The organism is Flavobacterium sp. ACN6 (assembly GCF_002304005.1).
GTDB lineage: Bacteria > Bacteroidota > Bacteroidia > Flavobacteriales > Flavobacteriaceae > Flavobacterium.
The window spans coordinates 266,473-284,495 of the sequence record NZ_MRCQ01000005.1; the positions used below are offsets into that span (position 1 = coordinate 266,473).

Annotated in this window: 18 protein-coding genes; 2 read left to right on the forward strand and 16 right to left on the reverse strand. The window is 34.0% G+C overall.

From position 1 onward, the window contains the following. The first annotated feature begins 28 nt into the window (after nucleotides 1-28). Nucleotides 29-529, forward strand: coding sequence for a PAS domain-containing protein (locus tag BSF42_RS10055; RefSeq protein WP_095952953.1), 501 nt, complete (start codon nucleotides 29-31; stop codon nucleotides 527-529). Between the two features lie 124 nt (nucleotides 530-653). Here the strand turns inward: BSF42_RS10055 and BSF42_RS10060 are convergent, their stop codons facing one another. From BSF42_RS10060 to BSF42_RS10120, 13 genes are all read right to left on the reverse strand, one after another. After that, on the reverse strand, nucleotides 654-2,258 hold the full coding sequence (locus BSF42_RS10060) for a fumarate hydratase (protein ID WP_095952954.1): 1,605 nt from the start codon (nucleotides 2,256-2,258) through the stop codon (nucleotides 654-656). A 73-nt stretch (nucleotides 2,259-2,331) separates the two neighbouring features. After that, on the reverse strand, nucleotides 2,332-3,078 hold the full coding sequence (locus tag BSF42_RS10065) for a hypothetical protein (protein ID WP_095952955.1): 747 nt from the start codon (nucleotides 3,076-3,078) through the stop codon (nucleotides 2,332-2,334). Nucleotides 3,079-3,094: 16 nt separating this feature from the next. After that, on the reverse strand, nucleotides 3,095-3,772 hold the full coding sequence (locus BSF42_RS10070) for a hypothetical protein (protein ID WP_095952956.1): 678 nt from the start codon (nucleotides 3,770-3,772) through the stop codon (nucleotides 3,095-3,097). 155 nt (nucleotides 3,773-3,927) lie between these two features. Continuing rightward, on the reverse strand, nucleotides 3,928-5,367 hold the full coding sequence (locus tag BSF42_RS10075; protein ID WP_095952957.1) for a nucleoside recognition domain-containing protein: 1,440 nt from the start codon (nucleotides 5,365-5,367) through the stop codon (nucleotides 3,928-3,930). A 254-nt stretch (nucleotides 5,368-5,621) separates the two neighbouring features. Continuing rightward, nucleotides 5,622-6,695 carry a winged helix DNA-binding domain-containing protein gene (locus BSF42_RS10080; RefSeq protein WP_095952958.1) on the reverse strand — a complete coding sequence of 358 codons (1,074 nt, stop codon included), beginning with the start codon at nucleotides 6,693-6,695 and terminating at the stop codon, nucleotides 5,622-5,624. Between the two features lie 72 nt (nucleotides 6,696-6,767). Next, nucleotides 6,768-7,481, reverse strand: coding sequence for a 3'-5' exonuclease (locus tag BSF42_RS10085; RefSeq protein ID WP_095952959.1), 714 nt, complete (start codon nucleotides 7,479-7,481; stop codon nucleotides 6,768-6,770). 194 nt (nucleotides 7,482-7,675) lie between these two features. Continuing rightward, entirely contained in the window at nucleotides 7,676-8,152 is a 477-nt protein-coding gene (locus tag BSF42_RS10090; protein ID WP_095952960.1) for a methylated-DNA--[protein]-cysteine S-methyltransferase, read from the reverse strand. Nucleotides 8,153-8,257: 105 nt separating this feature from the next. Beyond that, nucleotides 8,258-10,150, reverse strand: a complete 1,893-nt coding sequence (locus BSF42_RS10095; protein WP_095952961.1) for a DUF2207 domain-containing protein — start codon at nucleotides 10,148-10,150, stop codon at nucleotides 8,258-8,260. 111 nt (nucleotides 10,151-10,261) lie between these two features. Further along, nucleotides 10,262-11,077 carry an NAD-dependent epimerase/dehydratase family protein gene (locus BSF42_RS10100; protein ID WP_095952962.1) on the reverse strand — a complete coding sequence of 272 codons (816 nt, stop codon included), beginning with the start codon at nucleotides 11,075-11,077 and terminating at the stop codon, nucleotides 10,262-10,264. A 114-nt stretch (nucleotides 11,078-11,191) separates the two neighbouring features. Further along, nucleotides 11,192-13,582, reverse strand: coding sequence for a M28 family peptidase (locus tag BSF42_RS10105; protein WP_172426668.1), 2,391 nt, complete (start codon nucleotides 13,580-13,582; stop codon nucleotides 11,192-11,194). Nucleotides 13,583-13,598: 16 nt separating this feature from the next. Continuing rightward, nucleotides 13,599-13,946 carry a hypothetical protein gene (locus tag BSF42_RS10110; RefSeq protein ID WP_095952963.1) on the reverse strand — a complete coding sequence of 116 codons (348 nt, stop codon included), beginning with the start codon at nucleotides 13,944-13,946 and terminating at the stop codon, nucleotides 13,599-13,601. A gap of 37 nt (nucleotides 13,947-13,983) precedes the next feature. Then, a complete protein-coding gene (locus tag BSF42_RS10115; protein ID WP_095952964.1) occupies nucleotides 13,984-14,301 on the reverse strand; it encodes a hypothetical protein in 318 nt (105 codons plus the stop codon). A 22-nt stretch (nucleotides 14,302-14,323) separates the two neighbouring features. Continuing rightward, nucleotides 14,324-15,853 carry a bifunctional GNAT family N-acetyltransferase/carbon-nitrogen hydrolase family protein gene (locus tag BSF42_RS10120; protein WP_095952965.1) on the reverse strand — a complete coding sequence of 510 codons (1,530 nt, stop codon included), beginning with the start codon at nucleotides 15,851-15,853 and terminating at the stop codon, nucleotides 14,324-14,326. 177 nt (nucleotides 15,854-16,030) lie between these two features. Between BSF42_RS10120 and BSF42_RS10125 the strand changes: the two genes are divergently transcribed. Beyond that, nucleotides 16,031-16,363 carry a single-stranded DNA-binding protein gene (locus BSF42_RS10125; RefSeq protein WP_095952966.1) on the forward strand — a complete coding sequence of 111 codons (333 nt, stop codon included), beginning with the start codon at nucleotides 16,031-16,033 and terminating at the stop codon, nucleotides 16,361-16,363. An 80-nt stretch (nucleotides 16,364-16,443) separates the two neighbouring features. Here the strand turns inward: BSF42_RS10125 and BSF42_RS10130 are convergent, their stop codons facing one another. From BSF42_RS10130 to BSF42_RS10140, 3 genes are all read right to left on the reverse strand, one after another. Further along, a complete protein-coding gene (locus tag BSF42_RS10130; RefSeq protein WP_095952967.1) occupies nucleotides 16,444-17,136 on the reverse strand; it encodes a DUF2461 domain-containing protein in 693 nt (230 codons plus the stop codon). 78 nt (nucleotides 17,137-17,214) lie between these two features. After that, nucleotides 17,215-17,400, reverse strand: a complete 186-nt coding sequence (locus BSF42_RS10135) for a hypothetical protein (RefSeq protein WP_029271150.1) — start codon at nucleotides 17,398-17,400, stop codon at nucleotides 17,215-17,217. Between the two features lie 80 nt (nucleotides 17,401-17,480). After that, nucleotides 17,481-17,999: a ferritin gene (locus BSF42_RS10140; RefSeq protein ID WP_057115352.1), complete on the reverse strand. Its 519-nt coding sequence runs from the start codon at nucleotides 17,997-17,999 to the stop codon at nucleotides 17,481-17,483. Nucleotides 18,000-18,023: the final 24 nt, after the last annotated feature.

Here is an 18,023-nt window from a genome sequence, read left to right on the forward strand (position 1 = left end):
GATTTGTTGACGATCTAAATCATTTAATATGAAAAGTACAGGCTCTGATGATTTTTTACAACGAAATTCAGTTCCAATTTTAGCTTGGGATTTTCACTATGAGTATGTAAATGAACTAAAGGCATTAACTGCCGATTTGAAAAAAGTAAATGAGATTGCAAATGAGTTTACTTGGGACGAAGCAAAGCTAAATATCGAGGAAAGAATGAAAGAAGAAGTAGTTCTGGTTACAGATTTAGAATTAAAAATAGTTTTCGCTTCCAGCGGTATAAAAAAGATGACGGGATACAAAGCAGAAGAAATCCTTGGCAAGACACCCAAAATGTTTCAAGGTTCCGCAACTTCTAAAAAGGATTTAAAAGAAATAGGTGAAGCTGTAAAAAAGAAAATTCCTTTTGAAAAAACGCTGGATAATTATAGAAAAAACGGAAATACGTATAAATGTAAAATAAATGCTTTTCCTGTATTTAATTTAAATGGCGAAGTATCACATTTTATCGCTTTTGAGAAGCAGGATTTAAGTGCTTAATTTGCCCTAAGGCGCTAAGGTACAAAGTTTCTAAAATAAAAAAAACCGCAAATAGAGCGGTTTTTTTTTATTCTTTATATAATGTCTCAAACATAGCGTCTTAGCGCCTTAGCGGCCAAAAAACTTATAAATTAGCAAAAAAATCATTTCCCTTATCATCGGTAATAATGAATGCTGGGAAATCTTTTACGGTGATTTTACGAACAGCTTCCATTCCTAATTCTTCAAAATCAACAACTTCTACTTTAAGAATATTATCTTGAGCCAAAATAGCAGCTGGCCCTCCAATAGAACCTAGGTAGAATCCGCCGTATTTGTGGCAGGCATCAGTAACTTGTTTGGTTCGGTTTCCTTTTGCCAGCATAATCATGCTTCCGCCATTTTTTTGGAATTCATCCACATAAACGTCCATACGTCCTGCTGTTGTTGGTCCGAAACTTCCAGAAGCCATTCCGTCTGGAGTTTTTGCTGGACCAGCGTAGTAAACTGGGTGATTTTTGAAATAATCAGGCATTGGTTTTCCAGCGTCTAACAATTCTTTAATTTTTGCGTGAGCTATATCGCGGGCAACAATTACAGTTCCGTTTAGTTTTAAACGCGTTTTAACTGGATATTGAGATAGTTTAGCTAAAATATCCGCCATTGGCTGATCTAAATCAATTTCTACAGGCGCTTCTAAATGCGGTGCTGTTTCGGGTAAAAATTGTTTCGGATTTACCTCTAATTGTTCAACGAAAATTCCGTCTTTGGTAATTTTCCCCTTAATATTTCTATCTGCAGAACAAGAAACCCCTAATCCAACTGGACAAGAAGCTGCGTGACGCGGTAAACGAATTACACGAACATCGTGTGTAAAATATTTTCCTCCAAATTGAGCGCCAATAGCACTTTCCTGACAGATTTTTTGAACACGTTCTTCCCATTCTAAATCACGGAAAGCTTGTCCAGACATATTTCCTGATGTTGGAAGGTGGTCGTAATATCCTGCTGAAGCTTTTTTAACAGCGCTGAGGTTTGCTTCTGCAGAAGTACCGCCAATAACTAAAGCTAAGTGGTATGGAGGACAGGCAGAAGTTCCTAAATCTTTGATTTTTGTGCGAATGAATTCATCTAACGATTTTTCATTCAATAAAGATTTTGTCTGCTGGTATAAATAAGTTTTGTTTGCAGATCCTCCTCCTTTTGCCATAAACAAAAAGTCGTAAGAAGTTCCTTTTTTGGCATAAATATCAATTTGAGCCGGAAGATTTGATCCTGAATTTTTTTCTTCAAACATCGAAATCGGAACAATCTGCGAATAACGTAAGTTTCTTTTTTGGTATGTATTAAAAATCCCTCGGCTTAGCCATTCTGCGTCATCAACACCTGTAAAGATGCTTTCCCCTTTTTTAGCCATTACAATGGCAGTTCCCGTATCCTGGCAGCTTGGAAGTTGTCCTTCGGCAGCAACAGAAGCATTTTGAAGTAAATTATACGCCACAAAACGATCATTGTCTGTAGCTTCTGGATCGTCAAGTATTTTTCTTAATTTTTGAAGATGTGTAGTTCTCAGCATGAACGAAACATCTGTTAAAGCTTCTTCTGCTAATAATTCTAAACCTTTTGGATCAACAGTTAAAACTTCACGTTCTCCAAATTGTTCCACTTTTACAAAATCTGAGGTGATTTTGCGGTACTGCGTGTCATCCTTTAAGATCGGGTAAGGATCTTGGTATATAAAATCAATCATTGTTTTGTTTTTTTACAAATTTAGAAATTATTTACCTAAGAAAGAATTTGAATAAGGTTTTGGAAACAGTTTATTACTGACTGTTAAATTGATCAAATGTCATCTTTTTTTCAAAGTATGATTTGTCTTTTGCAGATAATAATCTCTTACTCCATTGGTTTCCTTTTAACTCAAACGAAATTGAATCTGAATGCGTTACGATTCCCATATCGGGATTTTCATCTTCGTCTGCCGGCATAAATGCAACAGTTTTGCAATAAAAAGATTTAGGGTCAGAAGTCTTAGATGGGTTTGCTATTTCAAGCCAGCTTCCCCAGCCGCTGTCTGACATTGTTTTCCATTCATGCACCAATTGTAAAGTATTGTTTTTTAAATAATACAAGTAATTATCGTGTGTATAGCCACAAGCTGGATATCCAACTGAGATTTGGACAAATGGAGAATTTTTAGAAGTTTCAGATGTTAATCCGTAAGATGCTACCCATTCTGATCCTTTATCAAAACTTTTAATGGCAATTTTTGAGGATGCCGTTTTCTTTTTATTTTGATAAAAATCCAATCGATATTTTACATAAACAATGCTGTCTTCATCTGCTTTCTGCTCCAGTAGATTAGCTAAAATATAATCTTTAGAAGATTGGTCTTCGTTTACATAAATTGCTACTGTATCGGTTTTAATAACTTTTTCGTCTGCCGAATCATCAGTTTCAATCGAAATTTCTTGTGCTGCAGGCAATTCTGCAATTGTTTCTGCTTCTGTAGTTTTTGCTTTTTGGCATCCGATTATAAGCAGGGAGAAGAAAAGGGTCTGAATTTTCATGATGGTAAAGTGGTATTTATTCTAGGGATAAAACTAAAAGTTTCTTTTTTTGATAAAGTGCTGCCAGTGATATTTTTTCTCCATTTAAGAAGAAAAGCTGATCTTCGAATTTGACTTCTTTAGGATCGATTAAAAAGCAGTAATTATCACGGTCATTGAGAACGCCGAGATTGTCATAATTCAATTCTACAATTTTAACGTAATTGATAATATTGAGTTTATGGGCTTCTTCTAATGTAACAGGAGTTGATTCATCGTATCTAAAAAAGAATTTTTCGCCGCCACCGGGCATTCCAAACCAAGGCATTGCTTTTCCTGAGACCAGATCGATATAATCTGGAGCTTCATTGATAACAAATAGTTTTTGATCCATTGTTTCAAAGAATTCTGGAAGAGATTTGTTTTCAAAAGCTTCTTTCTCCTGCCAAAAATAGATTCCTTGATTTTGCCAGGAAGGATTTTGAAGATCTTTGACAGTCGTTGCATCGGAGTAATGCATATACAATTCACGAGGCATAAAAGTCAAGATAGAATCGTTTATGAGCCAGTCAATTTTATTGGGTTCAAAACTATTTGTTTCAGGCGCAGTATTTTCAGCAGGTTGAGCTTCTTCGGTAAATTGAATCGAATTGTCAGGCTGCTTCTGCTCCAAATTTTCAGTTTCCTTTTTTTTATTAAAAAACCATTTAAACATATTGGGGGATATTTAATTGTTTTAATATTTGAAGCCCTAAAGTATAAAATTCTCTGAGCTTTTTACAGAAAAAGAAAAAAAGAAGGCTGGAATTATTAACCGAATAATTCTATTACCTTCTTTTTTAAATATTTAAATAGTGATTTTTTTATGTTTTAAAAGAACCAAGTAGCAACAAAAATGGCGGTAATAACACAAATTAAGTCTACCAAAAGCATAGTTCCTAAAGCATAACGCGTGTTTTTGATGTTGACCGAACCAAAATAGACTGCAATTACATAAAACGTACTTTCGGCGCTGCATTGAAAAATACTGCTTAACCGTGCCGTTAATGAATCTGCTCCAAATGTATTCATCGAATCAATTAAGAATCCTCTAGATCCAGCCGAACTAAACGGACGAAGCATGGCAACAGGAAGCGCGTTAGTAATTTCTTTGCTTACGCCTAAATTCGAAAATACAAATCCAATTCCGTCACTGATAATTTCAAATAAACCGCTGTTTCTGAACAATGAAATTGCCACTAACATTCCTAAAACATAAGGAAAAATAGTAACTCCGGTTTTGACTCCGTTATTGGCTCCAACAACAAAAGTGTCGAAAACAGTTGTATTTGCGTCTTTAAATTTTTGTTCATTTAAGAACGAAAAAATCAGCGTAAAAGCAATAATCGCTAATAATATTAATCCCGAAAGGTTAGAAGTAAAGTAATTTTTTCCAATTAAATCCAAATGGTTAACATACATCAATAAACCAACAATTGCCGCAATTAAAACCATTAAACCGATGACAAGTGAAGCGCTTCTAAAATTGATTTTTTGTTTGATTCCGACAATCAGGAAAGCGGCAATTGTACCAATAAACGAAGTTATTATACAAGGCAGCATTACATCGGCAGGATTTGTTGCATTTGCAGCCGCGCGATAACCAATAATTGAAGTTGCAATTAAAGTCAAACCAGAAGCGTGAAGACACATGAACATAATCTGTGCATCACTGGCTCTATCTTTGTCGGGGTTTATTTCCTGTAAACTTTCCATGGCTTTAAGCCCAAAAGGTGTTGCAGCCGAATCTAATCCCAAGAAATTAGCAGCAAAGTTTAACGTCATGTAGGAAATCGAAGGATGGTTTTTAGGAATACTAGGAAATACTTTTACGAATACTGGGCTCAAACCTTTAGCTAATTTTCCAGAAGCCCCAGAAATGATTAAAAGTTCCATTAGTCCGCAGAAAAAAGCTAAATAGGCGATAAGTGGTAAAATAAGATCAACCAAAGTGCTTTTACAAGTTGGCAGTAAACCATCCGATTTTTGAAGTCCGCTGAAAATTTTTACCGTTTTGTTTTTATAAACGTAAGTCGTGTCCGCATTCAGCGTATCACGATTGATAATCATGGTTTGATCTGGTGCTTTTTGAATACTGTCTTTGATAAAAGCAGGAAGTTCTTCAACGTATTTTTCAGATACTAAAACAGGATCATCTTTCTTTCCATTTAAAACAGAATCAATAGTATAAGTATTGGCAGTAAACAAACTGAATACAATAAAAACAATCGATGAAATAAAAATCGTTAACCAAAATCTGCTTAATACCATAATTGTAATTTTTTGTAAATGTAATTATTTAGCAATAATAAGCATAAATAATTTATTTAGATGCAGCCCCAATTGGGCTAAAAACTTGACGGTGATCATGTTTCTATAAATAATGGCGCTATTTGAGTTTACATAATGTCAATTTTTCTTAGACGACTTTACCAATTAAGCCTCAGCGAGGCGAAATGTTTGTAGAAACATGAAAAACGATAGGATTTAAAAGCTCCAGCGGAGCGATATAATAAACTATAGATTTATTCAATAACGATTTTGGTTTCCAGATAATTTTCAAAGCGTTTAATTTCTTTAAACAGAATTGCTTTTTTAGAAGTTTCAGTTTCATTAAAAAACTGCGTTTCTATTTTAGCGTGATCTTTTTTAATGGTTCGTTTCCAAGTTCCAATAACTTTTCCATTTTCTAAAATTACTGGTTTGAAAATACCATTTTTAGTAAAAACTTTCGATTGATCCTCAAGTAAAATGGAAGCCTCACGACTTTTATACGAAATTAAAAACTCATCAAAACCAGCAATAAAATGTACTTTTTCTTTGAAATTATTCTTGTTACCAGTATCTTTTCCGAGCCAGTATTGCTGATTATCAATGGTAATGCATTCAACATGCAACTTAATTGCATTAATAACAGGTTTGCAAATTGTAATTGAAAAACCTGACCATTTAGAAAAATCAGATAAAGTTGCTGGACCACGGCTTTCAAAATAAATCTGCATCAGTTTTGCTAAACCTTCTTCTTGGGTTAATGTGGTTTTTGGTTTCGAAACTCTTTCTTCAAGCAGTGCATAAGTATGTTGTTTGCCTTTCATTTTGCCATTGCAGACCAAACCAGCCAATTCAGCATTCATCATAATTACTGCCGTCATATAATCGAGACTGGAAGTTTTTTTAATATGAAGTTCCTGCATGATTTCTTCACGCGTGAGATGATTCCCTCCTGATAATATTTTTTGAAGATCTGAATTATACGAATCAAGTTTTTTTTGATCAAGCCCATATTTTTCCGCGGCAGGATAAATAAGTTTTTGAACCAATGGACCAGAAAGATCTAACATCCAATAAATATCATCGGCAGCAACAAAATGCCAGGTCGGACGCAGTATATGAGTTTTAATGATCTTTCCTGAGTTTACAGCTTCTTCAATTTCTTTTTCGGTGGCATGACATCGAGAACCAATTGCCCATTTTGCCATCGCATAATCCTGCGCCTGCATAGCACCAAAATGCCTCAAAATTTCTTGGGGTGAATTGTGGCTTACTTCATCAAGTTTATGAGAAACAAGCCGATGCTGTGCAATTTCAGAATGAGTCATGTCAAAAAAATTAAAGATTATTAATTTAAAACCTCTGTCCCTCTGCAACTTTGAACCTTTGTGCCTTAAAAATCAGACATGAATAATTTCATCATCAATCAATAAATCCTCTCGGCGTAAGCGAAGAAAAATCTGCGCTACGGCAATAGTATCTTTTTCGCAATAAGTAACAATTCTATCAATATCTTTTTCAACATAGTAAACATGAGCTACCTGACTTCCGTCAATATCACCTTTTGGCGATGGAACCCCAAGGATCTTAGTAAGAAGTTTTAAAGAAGTAAAATGTTTGTAGTCACCAAACTTCCATAATTCTAATGTATCTAAATGTGGAATTTCCCAAGGCTTTTTCCCGAAAAGGTTTAATTTATCAGGAATTGGCATTTGGTTAATAATCATTCGCCTGGCAATAAACGGAATATCAAATTCTTTTGAATTATGTCCGCACAAAAGATGTTGCGGCTGATTGAAATGATTGTTGATTAAATTCGAAAAATCTTTCAGGATTTTCTTTTCTTCACCAAAAAAGGACGTTACTCTAAAGTTTCTTATATCCCCTTTGATGGTAAAATAGCCAACCGAAATACAAATGATTTTCCCAAACTCTGCCCAGATTCCGGCGCGTTCGTAAAATTCTTCTGGAGAAAAATCATCTTTACGCTGATATTGTGTTTTTAAATCCCAAAGTGACTGCATTTCCGTGTCAAGCGAATTGAAGTTTTCCTCTTCTGGAACGGTTTCTATATCAAGAAATAAAATGTTATTTAGGTTTACTTTTTCAATCATATTCTTTTGCCGCGTATGTTTTTTCCACGAATTGCACGAATTTTTACTAATTAGTTGTGGATATAAATGTACACAATTTTGATTTTAATATAAGAAATATAGTATAATTTTGATTCTGTTTTTAGGGTTTTGTTCGTAAAATTTTTAAAGCAAAAATTAAATTCGCAAAAATTTGTGCAGTTCGAGGCTAAAAACTAAAACAAACTTTGCTGCGTAGATGGACATTCGTGTTCTAAAAGCCATTTTTTGCGGGACAATCCGCCTGCATATCCTGTTAATGATCCGTTTGTTCCGATAACTCGGTGACATGGAACAACGATCCACAAAGGATTTTTTCCATTGGCGGAAGCTACAGCGCGAATGGCTTTTACATCGCCTAGTTTTTTGGTCTGATCCATGTAACTTACTGTTTTTCCAAATGGAATTTCCAATAGTGATTTCCAGACTTTCTGCTGAAATTCGGTTCCCTGCGGATTTAGTTTGAGATCAAAATCGGTTCTTCTGCCTTCAAAATATTCATTTAACTGCGAAACGGCATCTAGTAAAACTTCTGGAATTTCGGGAGAAACTTCATTTGACCCAGCGTCAGAAACAGAAATTACGGCAATACCATTTTCGTCTCCAATTATTTTGGTGATTCCTAAAGGCGAATTGATGTAAACTGTTTCCATTTGTGACCGTATTTTTTTATCGCAAAGGCGCTGAGATGTATGGCAAAGTTCGCAAAGTTTTTTTAAATCCTATAAGTTTGGAAGCAATTTAGCTTTTGAAGTCTCTTACCAGCCACCGCCGCCACCGCCGCCACCTCCACCGCCAGAGCTTCCTCCACCAGAGCTTCCACTGCTGGAACTGCTTGAGAAAGTATTATAAGTAGTTCTAAAATTTGTAACTGTTCTTAGAGTAAATCCAGAAGAAGTGCTGGTTGTTTTTATCCAGTTATTTTTGTAATTCAACCTTTTTAAGATGTCTATAAATTTTAAATTCCACTCTTCCTCAATTCCTATTGCAAAGGCGTAGGGAAGAATTTCTTCGTAAATTGAAATAGTTTGATCGTTTTCTTCAGGTTTATAATCAAGTAATTCCTGTTTCCATCTTTCAATTTGAAATTTAGTCTCGGCTCCTAACTTAGTATATTTGCCAATGAGGCTTAAATAAAGAAAAAATCCTGAGATGATTAAAAAGATTACCGATAAATCTAAAACCGAGTAAATTTGATCTTTACTAGGTATAAAAACTAGTCCGAAAAAAAAGGCACCTATAAATAAGAATAGAAACAAGCATCCAGCTGTTGTAAAAAAATCTCTTTTACGGAGACTTTTGACAAAACCTCTAAGAAGTAAAACCAAAAAAATAAAAAATAGGCAGGAGAAGATACCAGACCACAAAATGATCCCTTTTGCAAAGTGAGAGTAAACCAAAATAGCAGGAATTGTAATGAGGAAACCAAGTAAAACCTGATTCCAATTTCCTAAATAATAGTCTTTTAAATTATACGTTTTTTGTAATGAATTAGAAAGCGCGAGCGACGCTTTATTGATTATCAAATAGGCTTTTGAATCTAGCGGAAAAGAATCATTTTCTAGAAAAAGGGTATTTAAAACGACTTCATTTTCTTTACTTAAGTTTTGAATTTCTTTTCCTTTTTTAATAGAGTACTCAAATCCATCCTGCCAGCTTTCTTTTCCGTTATCGCTAATTTCTATTGCGCCTTTTATGGAAAGATCTATAATGCTGGTTAAAACATTTTTTTCGTCAGCAGTGCTGTCCTTGATGTATCTCAATGCTGGTGCAGAATACAGATCTTTTAAATCAATGATTTTACGGTTCTTTTCAAACAAAGGATCTTCTCCATATTTTTTCCAAGAGAAATAATAAAAGCCAAAACATATTAAGAGAGCCAAAAGAGCATTAAACATCTTTTCGGCAGAAAGGAATTCTTCCATTTTATAATGAGGGCGAAAGAATGGCTGGTTAACAATTCCTTTTGGAAAACCTGCCGCAATGGTGAATCCTTCTTTATGCTTTAAATTTTTTGAAGTGAAATAGACAAAATTATCAACGATTTTAGCATTGCAGTCATTTGCTTTTGATCCAAAAATACCTGTATAACAATAGGTTTGTATTGCTTTTGCCGATTTTGGAAGAGTAACTTTTGCAGTGACGTTTTCAATATCAAATTCCCAATAATTTCCGGTTACATTCCAGTACACTTCATCAAATTCATCATAAGAATGTATTTGGGCTTCAACTTCGTAAGTTATTTTGTAAGTGTAAATTCCGTTTGGCAGGTACACTTTTTTACTGCCAATATAAATACTCATAGATTCGCCATCTCCAGAAAGAGCAACATGATACGGTTCCTTAAAACCATTTTTAGTAATATCTAAAATAGTGTAGTAATTGTTTTTAGAAGTCTTTGGAGAAGTACTTCTCATCGGAAGTTGTCTATATATTCCATGATTTATTTTTAAACCAGCGGCATAGACTTTAATGATTTCGGTAACAATAAGATTTCCGTTTTCTTTGATTAGAATATCAGAGTGAAATTGATTTATTTTTTCGACACGTTTCTTTTCATTAACGGGAATAGAATCGTTTTGGCAATAACCTTGGGAAAAAGAAAATAATAAGATGCTGGTAAAGAATAGAAAATGTAATTTTTTTATCATAAAAGCATCTGTTTTTGGGAATCGAAAAGTAGTAATTTTTTCGTTTAAACCATATCAGTTCTCTAAAGTAATTTAAGGTCTTATATGGTTTGTTGTTTTTGCAATGATGATTTAGTAATTTTCTAAATCAAATTTATAGTTTAAAATGTTTTCTGTCTTTTCACTTGAAATCACTTTTTTGATATTTGATTTTTCAGAAGTGAATTTTGGTACAGCCAATTTCCTTTCAAGAGCTTTTTGGGTGTAATAGTCTTCTCTTGTTGGATGAAAAGGTGCAACGGCATTAAAGACTTCATTCCATTTTGATTGATTCATGATTTCTTCAATAATGGCTATGCAGTCGTTTTGGTGAATTAAGTTTACTGGCGCGTCTGGGTTTTCAAGGTTTTCTTTTCCAGCTAAAAACTTCACGGGATGACGGTCTTCACCAATTAACCCGCCGAAACGCAGAATTGTGGTTTCAAAGTTTTCATTTTCCTGAAGAATTGCTTCAGTCAAAAGTAATTGTTTGCCGCTTTCAGTTTCTGGATTAGGATTGGTTTCTTCTGTAACGATGCCATTTTCATCACCATACACTGAAGTTGAACTTACAAAAAGTACTTTCTCTACGCTTGATTTCTCTATAAACGGAATAAGATTATTGATTTTTTCTACAAAAACTTTCTTTTCGGGATCAGGATTTTCATTGCGTAGTTTAGGTGGAATATCGATAATCAGAATTTTGCTTTCGGCTAAAAAGCCATTTATGTTTTCGGAAATTCCTTCGCTTTCAAGCGCCAATAAAAAAGGCTTTATTCCAATATTTTTTAAAATAGGAAGTTTGTTTTCAGAAGTTGTAGATCCTTTAACCGAATTTCCGTTTTCAATTAATTTCTTAGCTAAAGGAAGTCCAAGCCATCCACAGCCTAATATGCTTATTTGTTTCATTTTTTTTTTAGGTTCAGAGGTGCAAAGGTACAGAGTTGCAACTTTTTTATTTCAGGATTATTTCGAAATTTGTATGAAACAAAAAAGGCAGATTCTAAATCTGCCTTTACTATTTTATTCTGGTGCTACAACTGGTTTTATGCTGTCCTTTGAGACCGCTAAACTGTCTTTAACCACTACAGGTTCAATAGGTGCAACAGGCGCAACATATCGTTTTATTTTCTGATGTATTAAAATTGCATCATTTAATACAAAAGGAGTCGGCATCATCCAGTTTTCTCTCGGTTTAACATTTAGTAATGGATTGCTCATTAAATCAAATGAACTTTCGATTAAATCCATGTCAAAAACAGACGATTTATTGATGTAGAATTCCATTTCAAGCGGTTCATTGCCTACAACATAGTAACATAGAATTTTACTGTCTTCTGTTTGTAAACGGTTTCCTTTTTCTCCAGAAGTAGAAACGCCGTTTGCTTTAAAGCTGTAAAAAGTCATCTTTGGATTGGCGTAAATGTCGTAACGATTTACTTTTCTATTTGGAGTAATTTTGATTTTCAGATATCTATTATTTCCAATAACACTGTCTCTTAAAAATTGAATAGTTGGTTTTGGCAAGTCAACAACCGGCGCAATTGAGCTGTAAGTAAACGTTGTATTGTATTTACTTGAAAGTGGAAGCGTATTTAAACCAACCGCTTTTTGGTTTTTATCGCCCAAGTATGATTTCGTCCATTCGTCTAAATTTTTATCATAAGTGCTCCAAACGGCAGAATTACTATCTGCATTGTAAACGTATAATAAGCTGTTAGATTTGGCTTTTCCATATTCGTAATCAGAGTGATATCCTGCATAAATGAAAAATGAGATAGAAGCCAGGAAGAAAACTACTGTCCAAATGCCTTTTCTTGCAAAATCTCCAAATATTGGCAGTAACAAACCGAATAGTAAAACAGTTAAAATCGCACTTCCAAATAAAATTTTAAGTCCCAAACCAATTGGAAACATTACAATAAATGGTGCAATGATTGCTAAAGCAGGAATGCTGAAAATTAAATTTACGCCTAAACTATAATGCTGTGTAAAAATAAATATTCCGAATAAAAGTATTCCGAAATAAACTGGAATGATTAGGAAACCTGCGCCAGTCAGGCTGTTGGCCAAATAAGCATTAATGATAATCCAAAGCAGCAATGGAGCCACAAAATGATTCATTGTAATTTTAGCCTCAGAAAAATGATGGTAGAAAGCAAAACATATTGCAATGCTTAGAGTTACAAATGCTCCAATGTATGCATGTCCGTTGTAGGTAAAACCATTTAAAAGATCAGAATATTGAGGATAAATTTCTAGGATAAGTTTCCATCCTAAAAACGTAACTAATCCTGAAATAATTAGTGCACCCAAAAGCGGTACAAATCCTCTGAATATTTCTCTAAAAGTGATTATTCTTTTTACTTTTCCGATGAAAATGAATAAAGCCAATAAACCAAAAGCAATTAATGTCATTGGCATTACCCAGTCAAATGGATAACTGATAAATGAAAAAGGAGCACTGAAGTAAACATTATCTTGAGTAGATTCTGTCTTAGTTAAATCAATGTTTGAAAGGTATTTTATCAAAGGCATTATATAAGTGCCTTGATGTGCTAAGGTGGTTTTGCTTAAGTGCTGAACATCGTCTTGCTGCGTGTGATAGTTGAAATGACCATCAATAAAAGCAAAATTGAAACCTTGAATATTTCCCTGTTCTCTAAAAACAGTTAAATCTGTATCGTTTGGAAGCATTTTGTAAATGCTGTACATCAATGAGTTTGAAACAGGATGAGAAGTTTTGGCTTTAGTAAATTCTTCGACCAAAGCTTGGTTTCCTTTATTGGTTTCCATTAACATATAACTTGGTCCAGAAGTTCCTCGAGCTTCAAAATTTAAGACCAAACCAACGTCTTTTGCCCAAGGATGCTGATTTACGAATAAAGCCGCGCCGTTCAATCCTAATTCTTCTGCATCAGAGAATAATATAATTATATCATTTTTCTGAGGATGTTTGGAGTATAAAAAAGCTCGAATTCCTTCTAAAATTGTCGCAACACCAGAAGCATCGTCACTTGCACCTTTTGAGAAAGAATGCGGAGCACTGTCATAATGGGAAAGAAGTAAAAGTGCTTTTGTATTATTTGTTCCTTTAATTCGGGCCAAGATATTTTTTGACTTTACTAAAAGACCTTTATCATTTAGAGTAAAACCTTCCTGAACACTCGTTTCTAAGCCAATCCTATTTAGTTCGAGTTTAAGATAATTGGCAACTAACTCATGATTTGTGGACCCGACATAATGTGGTTTCTGTGCAATAATTTCGACCTGGTTTAAAGCTCTTTCGGTTGAGAATTCCGCAAGCGCTTCGTCGTCTTTAGAAATTCCTTGCGGCATCATTGTGATGTATATAATGCCTAATAAAACTAAGACACAGGCTATGGCTAGAATTGAGGTTTGGTTTTTTCTCATGGTCAATAGATACTAACTATATTTCTTTTTTAACAAGCATAAAATAATCATTGTCCAAGGAACGATAACCTTGGTCGTACAAGAAATAATATGTATTTCCTGTTTTGGTTTGTAAAATATTGGTAAAGAACTCAAAATCAAAGCCTTTGTTTAACATTTTGTCACGCGTTGCTTTCGATTTTCCCTCCGTATTTAACTCTGCCAAAATACGGTAATTTTTACGTAACTTGTTGTTTATATTTCGCATGAAATTCGTACTATCTTTATTTATTTTATTATTGTACGCATTACGGCAGCTGTCTGAGCAGAATTTTTTGTCTTCGCGGCCAACAATTTTAGCTGAACATTCAGGACATGTTTTCATTTAACAATTTTATTTTGTTTAAAAATCAGAATTTTTACTATTTTTTTTTACTAATTGCTTGATTAATTTCGTAGACTAAAAGTTCGACCTTTTCAATGTTACAGTCGGTTAGCACAATATCCTTAAATCCGTTTTCAATATTAATTCTAAGTTCGCTGGATTTTGCGGGAACATTTAGTCCAAATGTTATTTCAATAATTTTATTAAAGAATGATAAATTTCTTATTAACTCTACATCTAAAATATTTTCAATTTCAAATATTCCATTATCCTTATCGAAATCTGTATTGTTAATTACTAAATAATCATTTTTAATATAGATTTCGAATAATGGATTTTTTCTAATGGCAGTCATTGATTATGCTTTACTAAGTGCATTACGAATTAATTTTTTTAATTTCGTAAAGATCTGTTCTTCGGTCTTTTAATATTTTAACGCTGCCATGTTCATGGAGCTCTTTCAGGAGATTAAGATCAACATCTACAATTAAAGTCATCTCGGTGTTTGGAGTTGCTTCTGCTTTAATTCCGTTACTTGGAAAAGCAAAATCTGATGGTGTGAAGACCGAAGCCTGGGCATATTGTATATCCATATTATTTACTTTTGGAAGATTTCCAACACATCCCGCTATAGCTACATAACATTCATTTTCTATTGCTCGCGCTTGTGAACAATGTTTTACTCGAGTGTAACCATTTTGTGTGTCTGTTAAAAATGGAACAAATAGTATATTCATTCCTTCATCTGCCAAAAGTCTCGAAAGTTCTGGAAACTCAACATCATAACAGATCAAAATCCCGATTTTACCGCAATCTGTATCGAAGGTTTTAAATTGAGAACCGCCTTTCATTCCCCAATGAATAACTTCGTTTGGGGTAATGTGAATTTTGGTATACATTTCCGAAGTTCCATCTCTTTTGCATAAAAAACCAACATTGTAAAGATTACCGTTTTCTAAATACGGCATGCTTCCCGTAATAATATTGATGTTGTACGAAATAGCAAATTCCTGAAAACGTTTTCTAATTGGATCAGAATGGCGTGCCAGTTCACGAATCGCTTCAGCTTCAGATAAATGATTATAATCGGCCATTAAAGGCGCGATGAATAATTCTGGAAAGAGGGCAAAATCAGATCCATATCCAGAAACGACATCGATAAAAAATTCGGCTTGCTCAAATAATGCTTCCACATTGTTTAACGGACGCATCTGCCATTGAATTAATCCCAGGCGAATGATGTTTTTCTTAAGGTTTATAAGTCGTGGACTTTCATCGTAATAAATGTTATTCCACTCCAGTAAAACGGCAAATTCTTTAGATTCTTCATCACCTTCCAAATAATTTTTAATGATTCTTAAAACGTGAAAATCGTTGCTTAACTGAAAAGAAAGTACAGGGTCGTAAAGTTCCTTCATTCTAACTTTTTCAATATAAGTTTTAGGAGTCATTTTTTTGGCGTGCTCTCTATAACTCGGAATTCGACCAGCAAAAACAATGGCTTTTAAGTTCAGCTGCTCGCAAAGTTCTTTTCTGGCATCATACAATCGACGGCCTAAACGCAGACCTCTATAGTTGGGATGAATAAATACATCTATTCCGTATAAAATTTCAGCATTAGGATTATGCGTAGAAAATTTGTAATCACCGCTAATCTGCTGATAATTATGTTTTTTGTCTACCATTTTTTCATCAACAATAAGTGAAAGTGCAGAGCCAACTACTTTTCCATCAACTAAAATTACCAGTTGTCCTTCTGGAAAAATAGAAAGAAGTCTTTCTATGTCTTCAGATCCCCAATACGAATCGGCCATTTCTGGATACGACTCGATCATTGATTTTTTTAATTGTTTATAGTCTTCAATTTCTAAATTTCGTAACTCGACTTTATTAATTTTTGCCTGCATATAGTAAGATTTATCTCAAATATACAAAAAAGAATTTCCATTTACAAACGCTTACAAATAGTTACAGTCGATAGTAAATAGTTAGTAACCGACTGTCACTGCTGCATTTTTTCATCTTTGCACCGTTGAAGTTGATAAACAATTTCAATTTATAATAACTTTAAAATAATATACGCCATGAATGCAATGAAAAACAGAGTACAATTAATTGGGAATGTAGGGAATGATCCAGAAATTAAAACATTAGAAAGCGGTAAAAAGCTGGCGCACTTAACAATCGCCACAAATGATGTTTACAGAAACGACAAAGGTGATAAAGTGGAACAAACGGAGTGGCATCGCGTAACGGCTTGGGGAAAAACGGCTGAAATTATCGAAAAGTTTGTCGTAAAAGGAAAAGAAGTTGCGATTGACGGAAAGCTGACGCATAGAAGTTACGACGATAAAAATGGAGAAAAGCGTTATATAACCGAAGTAGTGGTAAATGAAATTTTACTTCTTAGTAAATAATCTTTGTTGGATAAAGCAAACCCGACAGTCCCGAAGCGTCGGGATAAAACCTGTCGGGTTTAATTTTTATCAAAATCTAATTATAAAACCGATGCGCCATTTATATCAGTTGTAAGTACTTCGCTCATGTAATCAAAAAAGGGTCTCATATTTTTGAATGCATCCAAAGCTTGTTCTAGAAAAAGCGGACTCAAAACCTCTTCATCTGTAAAACGTTTAATGACCAAAAATTGCTTAAAACGAAGTAAATCAATTGCTGGATGATTGACATCAAATCCTTTTGGTGCTGTTTTGAGTTGTTCACCCTGCAAAGTTCCAAAATTACTGACGAAAGATTTTGAGTTCAATATTTCCTGGAAAGTTTCGGGATCGTGAGCAAACTCTGCTCTGATTCTTTTTAGATCTGCAGCATTTGGTCCCCAAAAACCTCCAGCAAAGAAACTATTCCCCTTCTCTAAATGGAAATAATAACCACCGCGTCTTACTGCTGTTGCGCGGGTATAACTTCCGCCCCAAAAAGTTTTGAAAGGAGTTTTGTCTTTAGAAAAACGAATATCACGATAAATTCTATAAACGCTTTTTTTGCCTGAGGCATTTTCCAAAACATCGGTTTTAGAAAGTTCTTTCAGTAATGCGCCTGCAAATGTTTCAATGTGGTTTAATTCGACTAAATATTCAGATTTGTAATTTTCAAACCAAGGCTTGTTGTTGTTTTCTTTAAGTTTAGATAAGAAATCAAGACTTGATTTGGGTATAATGATGTTGTTTTCCATAATTAAATTTGAAACCTTTTTAGAATAGAAGATAAAAGTAAAAAACCCACCAGATGTGGTGGGTTTTTCTATATTTTGTTAAGCCGTTTTTTTGAATAAATCAAACATAGGACAGCGTGAACAGCGTTTCTTTTCGCTCTTTTTATATTTTTCACAACAAGAAGATTTACAATTTTCAATCTTCTTAATTTTATCAAGGATATCTTTATTCTTCTTTTTCTTTTTATCCTTTTTCTTGTCCTTGTCTTTTTCTTTCTTGCTCAATTTTCCTCCGTATTATAAAACAGAGACAAATATAAAAGAAAAAAGTTATTTTTAAATATTCTAAATAAACTTTAACTTTTTTATTTAGGATTAATTGCGATCGAGCTAGTAACTGTTAACTGCTGAATATCACGGTCAAACAAGTAAAGTCCACCTTTATCTTCACCAATCAAGTTGATTTTATCTAAAATAGACTTAGCTGTAGCTTCTTCTTCAATTTGTTCAGAAACATACCATTGTAAGAAATTATGTGTTGCATAATCTTTTTCTTCAAAAGTTATGTGTACTAATTCGTTGATAGATTGCGAAACAAAAATTTCATGATTGTAAAGCTCTTCGAACATTTCTTTAAAAGTAGAATATGTTATTCTAGGCGCTTTTAGATCTGTAACCTGAGCATGTCCTCCGCGTTCGTTAACATACTTAACCAATTTAAGCATATGTGCGCGCTCTTCGTCTGACTGTGTGTACATAAATTGAGCTATTCCCTCAAGTCCGTGTACTTCAGCCCAACAAGCCATAGAAAGATAAGTTTGCGAAGATTCTGCTTCTATGCGGATTTGCTTGTTTAAAGCCGATTCAATATTTTTTGATAGCATAATATGTGTCTTTTTGGTAAAGTT